Origin of the sequence: Amycolatopsis sp. NBC_01286, from assembly GCF_035982555.1 — a bacterium.
Taxonomy (GTDB): Bacteria; Actinomycetota; Actinomycetes; order Mycobacteriales; family Pseudonocardiaceae; genus Amycolatopsis.
Genome location: NZ_CP108428.1, coordinates 1421418 through 1434454, shown reverse-complemented (window position 1 = coordinate 1434454; position 13037 = coordinate 1421418). Strand labels below are relative to the sequence as shown.

General features: G+C 69.0%; 14 protein-coding genes. 7 read left to right on the top strand and 7 right to left on the bottom strand.

Annotated elements, in window-relative coordinates; translation table 11 throughout:
* Positions 1 to 23: 23 nt before the first annotated feature.
* Entirely contained in the window at positions 24 to 1076 is a 1053-nt protein-coding gene (locus tag OG570_RS06775; protein WP_326955985.1) for a C45 family peptidase, read from the top strand.
* A 21-nt stretch (positions 1077 to 1097) separates the two neighbouring features.
* Here OG570_RS06775 and OG570_RS06770 read toward each other — a convergent pair whose 3' ends face one another.
* Positions 1098 to 1655, bottom strand: coding sequence for an NADPH-dependent F420 reductase (locus OG570_RS06770; protein ID WP_326955984.1), 558 nt, complete (start codon positions 1653 to 1655; stop codon positions 1098 to 1100).
* Between the two features lie 67 nt (positions 1656 to 1722).
* Here OG570_RS06770 and OG570_RS06765 point away from each other — a divergent pair, with 67 nt between their 5' ends.
* Positions 1723 to 2046: a winged helix-turn-helix transcriptional regulator gene (locus OG570_RS06765; protein WP_247060771.1), complete on the top strand. Its 324-nt coding sequence runs from the start codon at positions 1723 to 1725 to the stop codon at positions 2044 to 2046.
* Here OG570_RS06765 and OG570_RS06760 read toward each other — a convergent pair.
* Entirely contained in the window at positions 1937 to 2623 is a 687-nt protein-coding gene (locus OG570_RS06760) for a hypothetical protein (RefSeq protein ID WP_326955983.1), read from the bottom strand. The genes OG570_RS06765 and OG570_RS06760 overlap by 110 nt on opposite strands.
* A gap of 122 nt (positions 2624 to 2745) precedes the next feature.
* A complete protein-coding gene (locus OG570_RS06755) occupies positions 2746 to 3726 on the bottom strand; it encodes a sugar-binding transcriptional regulator (protein ID WP_326955982.1) in 981 nt (326 codons plus the stop codon).
* A 128-nt stretch (positions 3727 to 3854) separates the two neighbouring features.
* Here OG570_RS06755 and OG570_RS06750 point away from each other — a divergent pair, with 128 nt between their 5' ends.
* Genes OG570_RS06750 through OG570_RS06730 form a run of 5 tightly spaced genes read left to right on the top strand, consistent with a single transcriptional unit; the run spans position 3855 to position 9069 of the window.
* The gene (locus tag OG570_RS06750; protein ID WP_326946140.1) at positions 3855 to 4859 is read left to right on the top strand and encodes a zinc-dependent alcohol dehydrogenase family protein; all 1005 of its coding nucleotides are present in this window, start codon (positions 3855 to 3857) and stop codon (positions 4857 to 4859) included.
* Positions 4846 to 6186: an ABC transporter substrate-binding protein gene (locus OG570_RS06745; protein WP_326955981.1), complete on the top strand. Its 1341-nt coding sequence runs from the start codon at positions 4846 to 4848 to the stop codon at positions 6184 to 6186. The genes OG570_RS06750 and OG570_RS06745 overlap by 14 nt, the downstream gene beginning before the upstream one ends.
* On the top strand, positions 6186 to 7118 hold the full coding sequence (locus OG570_RS06740; protein ID WP_326955980.1) for a carbohydrate ABC transporter permease: 933 nt from the start codon (positions 6186 to 6188) through the stop codon (positions 7116 to 7118). Before OG570_RS06745 ends, OG570_RS06740 begins: the two co-directional genes overlap by 1 nt.
* Positions 7115 to 7987 (top strand): carbohydrate ABC transporter permease, encoded by an 873-nt coding sequence (locus OG570_RS06735; protein WP_326946143.1) that lies wholly within the window; start codon positions 7115 to 7117, stop codon positions 7985 to 7987. The genes OG570_RS06740 and OG570_RS06735 overlap by 4 nt, the downstream gene beginning before the upstream one ends.
* A gap of 2 nt (positions 7988 to 7989) precedes the next feature.
* Entirely contained in the window at positions 7990 to 9069 is a 1080-nt protein-coding gene (locus OG570_RS06730) for an ABC transporter ATP-binding protein (protein WP_326955979.1), read from the top strand.
* A 41-nt stretch (positions 9070 to 9110) separates the two neighbouring features.
* On the opposite strand, the gene OG570_RS06725 is transcribed toward OG570_RS06730, so the two are convergent.
* The 4 genes from OG570_RS06725 to OG570_RS06710 form a co-directional block, all read right to left on the bottom strand.
* Positions 9111 to 10124, bottom strand: a complete 1014-nt coding sequence (locus OG570_RS06725; RefSeq protein ID WP_326955978.1) for a hypothetical protein — start codon at positions 10122 to 10124, stop codon at positions 9111 to 9113.
* A gap of 151 nt (positions 10125 to 10275) precedes the next feature.
* Complete coding sequence (locus OG570_RS06720; RefSeq protein WP_247060779.1) at positions 10276 to 10470, bottom strand: ferredoxin; 195 nt, start codon at positions 10468 to 10470, stop codon at positions 10276 to 10278.
* A 39-nt stretch (positions 10471 to 10509) separates the two neighbouring features.
* Positions 10510 to 11715, bottom strand: coding sequence for a cytochrome P450 (locus OG570_RS06715; RefSeq protein ID WP_247060780.1), 1206 nt, complete (start codon positions 11713 to 11715; stop codon positions 10510 to 10512).
* A gap of 13 nt (positions 11716 to 11728) precedes the next feature.
* Positions 11729 to 12961 (bottom strand): cytochrome P450, encoded by a 1233-nt coding sequence (locus OG570_RS06710; protein ID WP_247060781.1) that lies wholly within the window; start codon positions 12959 to 12961, stop codon positions 11729 to 11731.
* Positions 12962 to 13037 lie beyond the last annotated feature (76 nt).

The window sequence follows — 13037 nt, the reverse complement described above, 5'->3', positions numbered from 1 at the left end:
GACTGCTCAGGCATCGTGAGCGCATGGCGGCGACGGTCGTGGAGCACCGGATCGGTGACGTGCGCTGGACGGTCGTCCGCGGCCCCCGCGAAGCCGCGTTCTCCGAGCTGGGGGCGTATGCGGCGGCCGACATCCGGACCGTCCTCGACGGACTGCCGTCCTGGCCGGTCACCGGGCGGGCACGGCGGTCGCCGGTGCTGTTCCGGGCGATCGAATCGGCGTCGCAGGTCGAGCACCCGGACGCCTACGCCGAGCTCGCCGCGCTGGCGTCGGGCGCGGGGGTGCCGTTCGACGACCTGCTGCTGGCCAACCTGCGTGGCGACCTGGGCACCGGCGACGGCACCGGCTGCACCGACCTCGCGTGGGTCGGCGCGCGGAGCCTGCTCGGGCACAACGAGGACGGCGCCCCGGTGTTCGACGGCATCGGGCGGCTGCTGACCCTGCTGATCGACGGCGAGCCCGGCGTCTGCGTCTGGTGGTACCCGGGTTTCGTGCCGGCCAACACGTTCACGCTCACCACGCACGGGCTGGTGTGGGGGATCGACAGCGTGAACGTGGTGACGCCGTCGCCGTGCGCCGGGCGGCACTTCGTCGCGCGGTCGCTGCAGCGGGCCGTCGACGTCGCGGAAGCCGTGTCGTCGCTGCGCTCGCACGCTTCGGCCGGCGGGTTCGCGTACACCATGGGCCAGGTCGGTTCGGCCGGCGTGACGGTGGTCGAGAAGGCCGGCCACGAGACGGCCGTGACCACTGTGGCCAGTGGGCTTTCCTGGCACACCAACCACTTCCGCCAGCTGCCGCCGGACCTCGACGCGGCGGGCGAGGAGAGCCTGGACCGCGCCGAGGTCTGCGCGCACCTGTCACCGGCCGCCCCGGACGTGACGTGGCTGGTCGACACGTTGACGAACGACGTGCACCGCGACGCGGCCGGCGGCGACCCGCAGCTGACGTTGAGCACGCTGGTCACGGACCTGGCCGACGGCACGGTGACGCTCATCCCGCGCGGCGGCGCACCCCTGCGGGCCCGGGCTGCCGACCTCGCGGCGGGCCACGTCGACGCCGTCGTGAGTGGTTATTAGGGTTCTAACCCGCATTACCACTCACGAGGCCGGGACCAGGATCGCCTGGGCGTCCTCGCCCGCGAACCACAGGCCGATGGCGAACGCCGCCGTCGCCTCCAGCAGGTGCGCGCGGTCCAGGCCGCCGCCGAGGACCGGGGTGCAGCCGACGTCGCGGACCAGCGTGCGGACGACGTCGAGGGCCGCCGGGTCGTCGCCGCAGAGCGGAACCGTGAGCGTCGCGGGTGGCTTGCGCCAGACGTCGACGTGGGCCAGGTTGAACGCCTTGACGACGTGCGCGCCCGGCGCGGCGGCCGCGATCCGGGTCGCCACCGGGGTGCCGGGCGGGGGCTCGGTGCCGGTCGGGCCGGGCTGGTTGGTGCAGTCCACCAGCACTTTGCCGCGCAGCGGGCCCGCTTTCGGCAGGACGTCGAAGACGGCGTCCGCGGGGATCGCCAGGAGCACGGCGTCCGCGAAGGCCGCCACCTCGGCCCACGTTCCGGTACCGCGACCGGCCACCCGCAGCTCGTGGCCGGCGTTCGTCCAGTGCGGGCCCAGTGCCGTCGCCATCGCGCCCGTGCCGAAGATCCCGATCCGCATGTGTCCTCCTCGTGCTTTGCTGTACCGGCACGACGTTAGGGACCCCGGCAGGAACCGAAAGGTAACCATGGACTTTCTCGCCGACTGCCCGACGCGGCTCGCGTTCGACCTCGTCGCCAACACCTGGAACCCGGTGGTGCTGTGGGCGCTGCGCCACGGCCCGCGCCGGCACGGCGAACTGCGTCGCTCGATCGGCGGGATCAGCGCCAAGGTGCTCACGGAAACCGTGCGGCGCCTGGAGTCCGACGGCCTCCTCGAGCGCCGCGACGGCGGGTACGCCCTCACGCCACTGGGCTCGAGCTTCCTGGAGCCGATCGAAGGCTTCGGGCGCTGGGCGGCTGAGCACGGCGACGACGTCGTCGCCGCTCAAACCCGAGCGCGACCAGCGTGACCAGCGACAACGCGGGCAGCGGGTAGCCGGCGAGGAGCCCGGCGCCGACGTCGAACGCGGGCGCGGCCACCCCGGTGACGAACACCCAGGTCGGCGCGGCCGGCGGCTTCGCGGCGGGTGACCACGGCGTCTTCCGCCACGGCTTCGCGATCGAAAGCCACGCCTGGAAGGAAAGCGCGCTCGCCATCAGCGAGGCGCCGGCGATCTGCGGCCACGCGACGGTGGCGGTGTCCGCGGCGTCGCGCAGGGCGGGGGAGAGCAGGAAGATGCCGGCGTAGAGCTGGATGAGCGTCAGGGCGAACTTCGTGAGGACCCACCAGTGCCTGGTGTAGCCCCACGCGGTCGCGCCGGCGAGCACGAGGCCGGTGAAGGCGGAGGCGTTCGCCATCGGAGCGAGCAGCACGGAGTCGAGCCGGTCGGCCATCGCGGTCGCGGCGCCGGCTTGCGCGTGACGCGTGAGCGCCAGCGACATCAGCACGACGAGCGCGAGGGCCTGGCTCATCCAGGCGACCGACGACAGGACGTGCAGCCAGACGACGGCGTGGCGCCAGCGGGGAGAAGCCTTGGTTCGGGTCACGGTTTCCAGGCTCGCGGAGGAACCCCGCGCGCACATCGGGCGTAACCCCGGAGCCCGCGTCACGCGATCTGCGCCCGGTGGGGTAGCGCGCCGGGCGCCGGCTACCTCCCCGGGAGTACGGCTCAGCGCGGTGGGTTCTTCGCCGCCAACGCCAGCAACGGCACCGCGGCCGCCGCGTCGGTGATCAGCGTCGAGACCATGCCCGACCGCAGCACCGCGTCCACCGCCGACGCCTTCGGTTTGCTGTACCCCAGCGCGATCACCTCCGGCACCGACATCAGCTCCTCGTGGCTGATCGCCAGCACGTGGTGGGCCAAGCCCGTCGACAACGCGTTGCCGGACGCGTCGAACAGCCGGGCCGCGACCTCCGCCGTCGCGCCGCGGGCCGCTATCGCCGCTCGCTCCGCCTCGTCCAGCGCGTCGTAGACCGTCGATTCGCCCGGTTGCCACGCGCCGATGCTGACCACGGCCTTCGTCAGGTTCCGGAACTGGCCGAACGTCTCCACGATGCCCGGCTGCCGCCGCAAGGTCTCCGTCGTGCGGCGGTCCGGCAGCACCAGCGGCCCGAAGATCGGGTAGGCGTCGCCGCCGGACACCGCCGTCACCCGGCTGACCGTCTCGACCGAGCGGCCGCGCATGTCCATCCCCGCCTGCACTCCGCAGAGCTGGACGACCGGGCAGCGCGCCAGCGTCCGGATCGCCTCGGTCAGCGCGTTCACCGAGCGCGCCCAGGAGAGCCCGAGGATGTCGTCGGTCGTCACGATCTCTTCGAGCAGCCGGGCCGCGAGTGCGCCGATCCTGGCCCGGACGACCTCCTTGGGTTCACGCTCGGTTGAGCGTTCCAGCACGAGGGCCCGGTCCAGGCCGTAGGCCGATCGGACCTCGTCCGACAGGGTCAGGTCCACCGGCGCCGGCAGCGCGAACTCCACTCTGACCAGGCCGGACTCCCTGGCGGTGTCGAGCATCCGGGCGACTTTGAAGCGGCTGACGTCGAATTCGTCGGCGATCTCCAGCTTGGAGCGTCCCTGCACGTAGAAGCGCCGGGCGACGGTCGCTAGCAGCATGGCTTCGGTCAGCGACGACTGCTTCTTGGACGTGCTCATATGAGCACTATAGCGCGAAATCTGCTCGAAAGGTTGACGTAACACCGACGTCAGACCTGTAATGCCTTCACAACTTCTCGACGCATCAGGTCAACGATGCTCATATGAGCGCGAGGAAGGGGCTAGGCATGCGTGCCGCCATCATCGACCGGCCCGGCGAGATCAGGGTCGGCGAGGTGCCCGATCCGAAACCAGGGGAACGACAGGTCGTCATCAAGGTGGGCGCGTGCGGCATCTGCGGCACGGACCTGCACATCGCCGACGGGCACTTCCCGCCGACGCCGTACCCGATCGTCCCCGGTCACGAGTTCGCCGGGGAGATCGTCGAGCTCGGCGACGACGTGCCGGGCGGCTGGGAGATCGGCGACCGCGTCGCCGTGGACCCCTCGCTGTTCTGCGGCTACTGCGGCCCGTGCCGCTCCGGCCACGGCAACCTCTGCGCGAACTGGAACGCCACCGGTGACACCGTCGACGGCGCCTTCGCGGAGTTCGTCGCCGTCCCGTCGGCCAACTGCTACCGGATGCCCGACACGATGACCTGGGAGCAGGGCGCGCTGGTCGAGCCCGTTTCCTGCGCGGTGCACGGCGTGCGCCGCGTCGGCGTCGAAGCCGGAGAGCGCTTTCTCGTCGTCGGCGCCGGCACCATGGGCCTGATCATGCAGCAGCTGCTGCAACGCGCCGGCGCCCACGTCACCGTGGTCGACCGCAACAAGGACCGGCTGCCGCGTGCGAGCCGGCTGGGCGCCGTCGCCACCGCGGCCGACGTCGGCGAGCTGAACGGCGAGAAGTTCGACGTCGCCGTCGACTGCACCGGCGCCGCCCCGGCCATCGAAGCCGCTTTCGACTCGATCCGCCGCGGCGGCCGGCTGCTCGTCTTCGGCGTCGCACCGGCCGAAGCCCGCGTCGCGCTTTCGCCGTTCCGCATCTACAACGACGAGATCACCGTCGTCGGCTCGATGGCCGTGCTGAACAGCTACGGCACCGCGCTCGACCTCGTGGCCGGCGGCGCCATCAACACGGACGAGCTGCTCACGGACCGGCTGCCGCTGGAGCAGTACCCGGACGCGCTCGCCAAGATGCGCAGCGGTTCAGGCCTCAAGGTGCAGGTACTCCCGGGAGGTGGCCGTGCGTAAGCTGCTCACCCTCCTCGCCGCGACGTCGTTGCTGGTCACCGGCTGTGCGGGCGCCGGCTCGGTCGGCACCGGCAACTCGACGCTCGTCATCGCGATCGTGTCCAACCCGCAGATGAAGGACGCGATCTCGCTCGCCCCCGAGTTCGAGAAGACCACCGGCATCACCCTCAAGTTCGTGTCGCTGCCGGAAAACCAGGCCCGCGCCAAGATCACCGCGTCGACCGCCACCGAGGGCGGCGAGTTCGACGTCGTGATGATCAGCAACTACGAGGCGCCGCAGTGGGCGGCCAACGGCTGGCTCGAGAACCTCGAACCGCACATGGCGGCCACCCCGGGTTACGACGAAGGCGACTTCATCCCCAGCATCAAGCAGTCGCTGTCGTACCAGAACCAGATGTACGCGGTGCCGTTCTACGGCGAGTCGTCGTTCCTGGCCTACCGCAAGGACCTCTTCGCCAAGGCCGGGCTGACCATGCCGGCCAAGCCGACGTGGCAGCAGGTCGCGGAGTTCGCCGCGAAGCTGGACGACAAGGCGAACGGCGTCGCCGGCATCTGCCTGCGCGGCAAGCCGGGCTGGGGCGAGAGCCTCGCGCCGTTCAGCACGGTGGCCAACACCTTCGGCGCCCAGTACTTCGACAAGGACTGGAACGCCAAGCTGACGTCGCCGGAGTTCAAGGACGCCGCGAACTTCTACGTCAACCTGATCCGCGATCACGGTGAGGTCGGGGCCTCCAGCGCCGGGTTCTCCGAGTGCGGCACGCGCTACACGCAGGGCAACGCGGCGATGTGGTACGACGCCACGGTCATGGCCGGCACCAACGAGGACCCGTCGAGCAGCAAGATCGTCGGCAAGTCGGGGTACGCACCGGCGCCGGTCGTCAAGACGCAGGCCAGCGGCTGGCTCTACACCTGGGCCCTCGGCATCCCGAAGGTGGCCAAGGACAAGGACGCGGCCTGGAAGTTCATGGCCTGGATGACCGACAAGGCGTACGTGCAGAAGGTCGGGGCGACCTACGGCTGGAACCGCGTCCCGCCGGGTGTGCGTCAGTCCACTTACGACATTCCCGACTACGCCAAGGCCGCGCAGGCCTACGCGAAACCGACGCTCGACGGCATCGCGGACGCGAACCAGCAGAAGGCCATGGCGAACCCGGTGCCCTACCCGGGCATCCAGTTCGTCGGCATCCCCGAGTTCCAGGACCTGGGCACCAGGGTGAGCCAGCAGCTGTCGGCGGCGATCGCCGGCCGCGAGTCGGTCGACGACGCCCTGACGCAGTCCCAGGACTACGCCCAGACGGTGGGCGACTCCTACAAGGCGGTGCAGTGATGTCCACGCTCTCCGTATCCACCCCCAAGTCCCAGTCGCACGCGAAGGTCACGGAGAAACGCGGCCTGAGCACCGCGGCCAAGCGGCGCCTGCCGCTGCTGCCGGCGTTGCTCTTCGTCGTCGCCGTGACGCAGCTGCCGTTCCTGCTGACCGTGTTCTACTCGTTCCAGTCCTGGAACCTGGTCCGGCCGGGTTCGCGGCACTTCGTCGGCCTGGACAACTACATCGACGTCTTCGGCGACACGACGTTCCTGGTCGCGCTGCTCAACACGGTGCTGCTGACCGTGGTGTGCGTGCTCGTCGCGCTGCTGCTCGGCCTCGGCCTGGCGATCCTGCTGGACCGGAAGTTCATGGGCCGCGGTTTCGTCCGCACGCTGCTGATCACGCCGTTCCTCATCCTGCCGGCGGCCGGCGCGCTGCTGTGGAAGACGACGGTGTTCGACCCGACCTACGGGCTGCTGCACTTCGTCTTCGGCACCGACACCGACTGGCTTTCGCAGTTCCCGCTGGCTTCGGTGATGGCCCAGATCGTGTGGCAGTGGACGCCGTTCATGATGCTGCTGATCCTGGCCGGGCTGCAGAGCCAGTCCAAGGAGGTCCTGGAAGCGGCGTCGGTCGACGGCGCGAGCCGCTGGCGGACGTTCGTCTCCATCACCCTGCCGCACCTGTCGCGGTTCCTGCAGCTGGCGACGCTGCTGGGCGCGATCTACATCGTGAACAGCTTCGACGCGATCTTCCTGATGACGCAGGGCGGGCCGGGCACGGCCAGCACCAACCTGCCGTACTACATCTACCAGCGCGCGTTCGAAGGCTTCGACGTCGGCCAGTCGTCGGCGATGGGCGTGATCGTCGTGATCCTGACGATGATCGTCGCGACCTTCGCCCTGCGCTTGATGTTCCGCACGTTCTCGGTGGACGGAGGCATCAAATGACCACCCTGGAGACCCGCCCCTCGGCGGCCACCACCGCGGCTCCCGCCCGCAAGCCGAAGCGCAAGCTCGGCCCAGGCGCGCTCACCGTCGTCACCTGGGTGATCGCGATCCTGTTCGTCTTCCCGCTGCTGTGGATGATCCTCACGGCATTCAAGCAGGAGTCCGACGCCTACACCGACCCGCCGAAGCTGTTCTTCAGCCCGACGTTCGACCAGATCGCGAACGTCTTGAAGGGCGGGTTCCTGCCCTACGTGGCGAACTCCGCGTTCGTCACGGTGATCTCGACGCTGCTGGTGCTGCTGCTGGGCATCCCGGCGGCGTACGCGCTTTCCCTGGCGCCGGTGAAGAAGACGTCGAACGCGCTGGGTTTCTTCCTCTCGACGAAGATGCTGCCGATCGTCGCGGCGATCATCCCGCTGTACATCATCTCCCAGAACACCGAGCTGCTGGACACGGTGTGGGCGTTGATCATCCTCTACACGTCGATGAACCTGCCGCTGGCCATCTGGATGATGCGGTCGTTCTTCCTCGAGGTGCCGCACGAGATGATCGAGGCCGGCCGGATCGACGGCGCGAACCTGCCGACGCTGCTGCGCCGGATCATCATGCCGGTGGTCGCGCCGGGGATCGCGGCGACCGCGCTGATCTGCGTGATCTTCTCCTGGACCGAGTTCTTCTACGCGGTCAACCTGACGGCGGCGCGGGCCGGCACGGTGCCGGTGTTCCTCGTCGGGTTCATCACGAGTGAGGGCCTGTACTGGGCTCAGCTGTCCGCGGCCGCGCTGCTGGCGTCGCTGCCGGTGATGATCGTCGGCTGGTTCGCGCAGAACCACCTCGTCCGCGGGCTGTCGATGGGAGCGGTGAAGTAGCCATGGCTGCAGTCGTCTACGAAAAGGCGTCACGCGTCTACCCGGGCGTGTCGTCGGTGAAGGCGGTCGACCAGCTCGACCTTTCGGTGCCGGACGGGGAGTTCCTCGTGCTGGTCGGGCCGTCCGGCTCGGGCAAGTCGACGGCGTTGCGGATGCTGGCCGGGCTGGAGGACGTCGACGAGGGCGCTGTCCGGATCGGCGACCGCGACGTCACGGGCCTGCCGCCGAAGGACCGGGACATCGCGATGGTGTTCCAGTCCTACGCGCTGTACCCGCACATGACGGTGGCCGGCAACATGGGCTTCGCGCTGGAGCTGCGGGGAATGTCGGCTTCGGACATCCGGGCACGCGTCGGCGAGGCCGCCGCGATGCTGGACCTGACGCGGTTTCTCGACCGCAAGCCGAAAGCGTTGTCCGGCGGGCAGCGGCAGCGCGTCGCGATGGGCCGGGCGATCGTGCGCGAGCCGAGCGTGTTCCTGATGGACGAGCCACTGTCCAATCTGGACGCGAAGCTGCGCGTGGAGACCCGGGCCAACATCGCGCAGCTGCAGCAACGGCTCGGCACGACGACCATCTACGTCACGCACGACCAGGTCGAGGCCATGACGATGGGCGACCGGGTGGCCGTCCTGCGCGACGGCCGGTTGCAGCAGTGCGCGTCACCGCGGGAGCTGTACGACAACCCGACGAACTCCTTCGTGGCGGGCTTCATCGGCTCGCCGGCGATGAACCTGGCTCTCCTGCCGCTGACGGACGTCGGCGTCCGCCTCGGCGACGTCGTCCTGCCACTGCCACGGTCGGTGCTCACCGCGGCTGGTTCTGCCGGTCTGCGCGAGGTCACGTTCGGCGTCCGCCCGGAGTCCCTGGAACTGGTCTCGGAGGGCGGCTTCGAGCTGGTGGTGGAGCTGGTGGAGGAACTGGGCGCGGACGCCTACCTCCACGGCAAGGTAGGCGACGACCGTTTCGTAGTCCGCGTCGACGGCCGCCGCCCACCCCGAATGGGCGACAACGTCCGCGTAGCCCTGCGCGGCAAAGGCGAAACGCACGCCTTCAACCCGGAAACAACCCTGCGCCTGTCGTAGTGGTCGCCTTGTCGTGAGTGCGTAACAGTGTTCTAACACTGTTACGCACTCACGACCGGGGTCGCGCAACGTTGACAGGTGGGGCTCCGGCTTCCGGCCGAGTTCCACCCCTCGCGTAGCAGGACTTTGCGAACTTCCGTGGCGACGGCGCACGGTGAGACGTGGACGTCTTGCCAGCCGTAGACGAGCCGCGCCCGACCAGCGAGTTCGGCGGCATTGTCCCTGCGGCGATCCCGGAAGGCGACGCCCGCGATCGCATGCGTCGCACGTCCGTCAAGCCTCACTGTGACGGAGGCCCCGTGGTCGTCGTAGGTCACGTCTTCCCAGAGAGTCTTCCCGTCCACGAGAAACGGCGTCTGCCGAGCGCCGCGTGGCAGGCCATGGTCGTCTTCGACCTTCTCCAGAAACTCGACTTCGAGCGCGGACATCAAACCATTGCCGATCAGGGCCAGTCCCCGGCGGATAGCCGATCGGTAGCGGTACGGCGGGCGTAGAAGGAAGCAGTCGTATACAGCCTGAAGCTGGATGGAGCTCCGGCTCACCAGGTCGACGACGAGCATCGTGGCATCACGTGCGGTTTGCTGCGAGACGGCCAAGTCGAGAATCGTGTCGGGGCCACGAGTCCTGGGAGGCGTGGTCGTCAGCGTCGTGAAGCTCAACGCCCGCGATCGATGGACCACGACGCAAGGAAGTTGCGAGACGGCCGAGCTTGTGTAGGGCACGGTGATTTCGACCGGCCGCTCGATGATCGGTATGAGCCGCCACTCTTCGGCCGCCGTGTGGTGGCTGAGCACCGAATGCGGGCCTCCGTAGAGCAGGGCGGCCACCAGCCTGGCTGGTCGGGCCAATGCTCCGGTGAAGGTTGCATAGATCCGGGGAAGAACGCGTTGCCAGCGTCCGGCGTCGAGATTGGCCGAGATGTCATCGGCGCTTTGACCGTACGCGCGCAACTGCTCGAGACTGACCACGCCTTGTTGCTCGGCGAGCAACGTCAGCCAGCTGGGTCTCGCCTTGTCGGGTATCCGGTCTGCTGACCAGCGAAAGTTCTCGGGCACCTTTCGACCATCCCGGGTCGAGCAGGCGTACGGCGGCCAGTAAGGGAATCTGTGGATAACCGGAGCCGATGTGGATAACTCCGCAGCCAGGGTCGTGAGTGCGTAACAGTGTTAGAACACTGTTACGCACTCACGACGAGCTGCGGCAGACCTACTCCTCGAGGGAGAGGGCCTGGCTCGGGCAGACGTGCACCGCTTCGCGGGCCTTTTCGATCAGCTCGCCCCGTGGCTGGTCGTCGAGGACGATGACGGTGCCGTCGTCCTCGCTCTGGTCGAACAGCGCGGGCTCGGTGAGGACGCACTGACCCGCGCCGACGCACTTGCCGGTGTCCGCGATGATCTTCATGGTTCTTCTCCTGTGGTGGGAGGGCCGTCCGCTCGATCTCTACCAGGTGACCGGCAGCCGGTACAGCCCGTAGATGTTCGCGTCGTCCTTGAAGGGCAGTTCTTCCACGGGAACTGCCAGTTTCAGGGACGGAATCCGGCGGAACAGCGTGTCGAACACGATCTGCAGTTCCATCCGGGCCAGGTTCTGGCCGAGGCACTGGTGCGGGCCGAAGCCGAACGCGACGTGGTGGCGCGCGCCGCGGTCGATGTCCAGGTCGTCCGGGTTGTCGAACGCCCCGGGGTCGCGGTTGGCCGCGTAGCCCAGCGCGAGCACGCCCTCACCGGCCCGGATCAGCTGTCCGCTCAGCTCGACGTCCTCGACGCACAGCCGCGCGGTCGCCGCGTCGACGATCGTCCAGTAGCGCAGCATCTCCTCGACGGCGTCGAGCGTCTTGCCCGGGTCGGCCTTCAGCAGCGCCAGCTGCTCCGGGTTCCGGAGCAGCGCCACCGTCGACAGCGAGATCATGTTCGCCGTCGTCTCGTGCCCGGCCACCAGCAGCAGGAAGCCGGTCGCGGCCAGCGAAGCACGCCGGTAAGTACCGTCTTCGCGGAGCTTGACGATCTGCCGGCCGAGCAGGTCGTCCGGCGGGTTCTCCTCTTTCTCCGCGATGAGCTCTTCCATGTAGCCGCGGATGGTGTCGAACGCCGCGCGCCGCTCCTCCGGCGACGTCGAACGCTTGATCAGCTTCGCCGTGTGGGTCTGGAAGAAGTCGTGCTGGTCGTAGGGCACGCCGAGCATCTCGCAGATCACCAGCGACGGCACCGGCAGCGCCAGCGCCTCGACGAGGTCGCCGGGGTTCGGCCCGGCCAGCAGCGCGTCGATCTGCCCGTCCACGATCTCCTGGATCCGCGGCCGCAGCGCCTCCATCCGGCGCACGGTGAACTCGCCGAGCACGGCCTTGCGGGCCGGCCCGTGCTCGGGCGCGTCCATGGTGATCATGGTGCGCTCGTCGCCCTGGCGCCGGAACCCGCCCGCCACGAGCTGCGGGAAGTCCGGGTGCTGCCGGTCGGCGCTGAACCGCCGGTCGTTCAGCACGGTCCGGACGTCCTCGTGCCGGCTGACCACCCAGGCGCGTCCGCCGTCGGGGAGCCCGACACGGGTGATCGGCTCCTCTTCGCGGATCTCCTGGTACGCGGGCGGCGGCGAGAACGGGCACGTGCGGGTCATCGGGAACTGGTGGACCGGCTCCTCGACTGTCGTCATGATTTCCCCTCTTTCACCAGGTCACGGGCAGGCAGTACAGACCGAAGATCGACGAGTCGTGCTTGAACGGCAGCTGCTCGACCGGCACGGCCAGCTTCAGCTCCGGGAGGCGGCGGAAGAGCGTGTCGAACACGATCTGCAGCTCCATCCGGGCCAGGTTCTGGCCGAGGCACTGGTGCGGCCCGAAGCCGAACGCGACGTGGTGGCGCGCGCCGCGCTCCAGGTCCAGCTCGTCCGGGTTGTCGAACGCCTCCGGGTCGCGGTTGCCGGAGTAGCTGAGGCCGAGCACGCCCTCGCCCTCGCGGATCAGCTGGCCGCCGATCTCGAGGTCCTCGGTGGCGACGCGCGACGTCGCGAACTCGGCGATCGTGAAGTACCGGAGCAGCTCCTCGACGGCGTCGAGCGTCTTGCCCGGGTCGTTCTTGATCAGCTCGAGCTGGTCCGGGTTCTCCAGCAGCGCGACGGTGCCGAGCGAGATCATGTTCGCCGTCGTCTCGTGCCCGGCGATGAGCAGCAGGAACGCCAGCGAGACGAGCGAGTCGTGGTCGGCCTCGCCGTGCTCCTCGCGCTGCTTGGCGATCTGACGGCTGAGCAGATCGTCGGCCGGCTCGGCCTCCTTGGTGGAGACCAGCTGGTCGAGGTAGGTCTGCAGCTCGTCGACGGCCTTGATCCGGTCGTCCTGCTCGACGTCGCGGTTGAGCAGCGTCGAGCTGCGGACCTGGAAGAAGTCGTGGTCGGCGTACGGGACGCCGAGCAGCTCGCAGATGACCAGCGACGGCACCGGCAGCGACAGCGCGGTGACCAGGTCGGCGGGCTTCGGGCCGGCCAGGATCGCGTCGATGTGCTCGTCGACGATCTGCTGGATGCGGGGCTGGAGGGCCTTCATCCGCTTGACCGTGAACTCGCCGACGACCTCGCGCCGGGCCGAGCCGTGCTGCGGCGGGTCCATGTTGATCAGCGACGCGGTGAAGTTGCTCCGCCGCACCGGGCGGCCCTGCTTGGTCAGGAACGGGAAGCCCGGGTTGAACCGGTCGGAGCTGAACCGCGGGTCGGTCAGCATCTGCCGGACGTCCTCGAGCCGGGTGATCGCCCAGGCCTCCTGGCCGGACTGCAGCTCGACGCGCTGGACGGGGCCCGCTTCGCGCAGCTTCTCGTACGCCGGTGGCGGCGCGAACGGGCAGCTGCGCACCAGCGGGAAGACCTCTTCCCCGGTCGAGGTCGTGGCGGGTTCGGCGACTTCGGTCATTTCGGATCCCCAAATCGGACGGAAAGTATGTGGAGGATTACATTCCGGTTCTAGAACCCAACGTACCCAAGTGGAA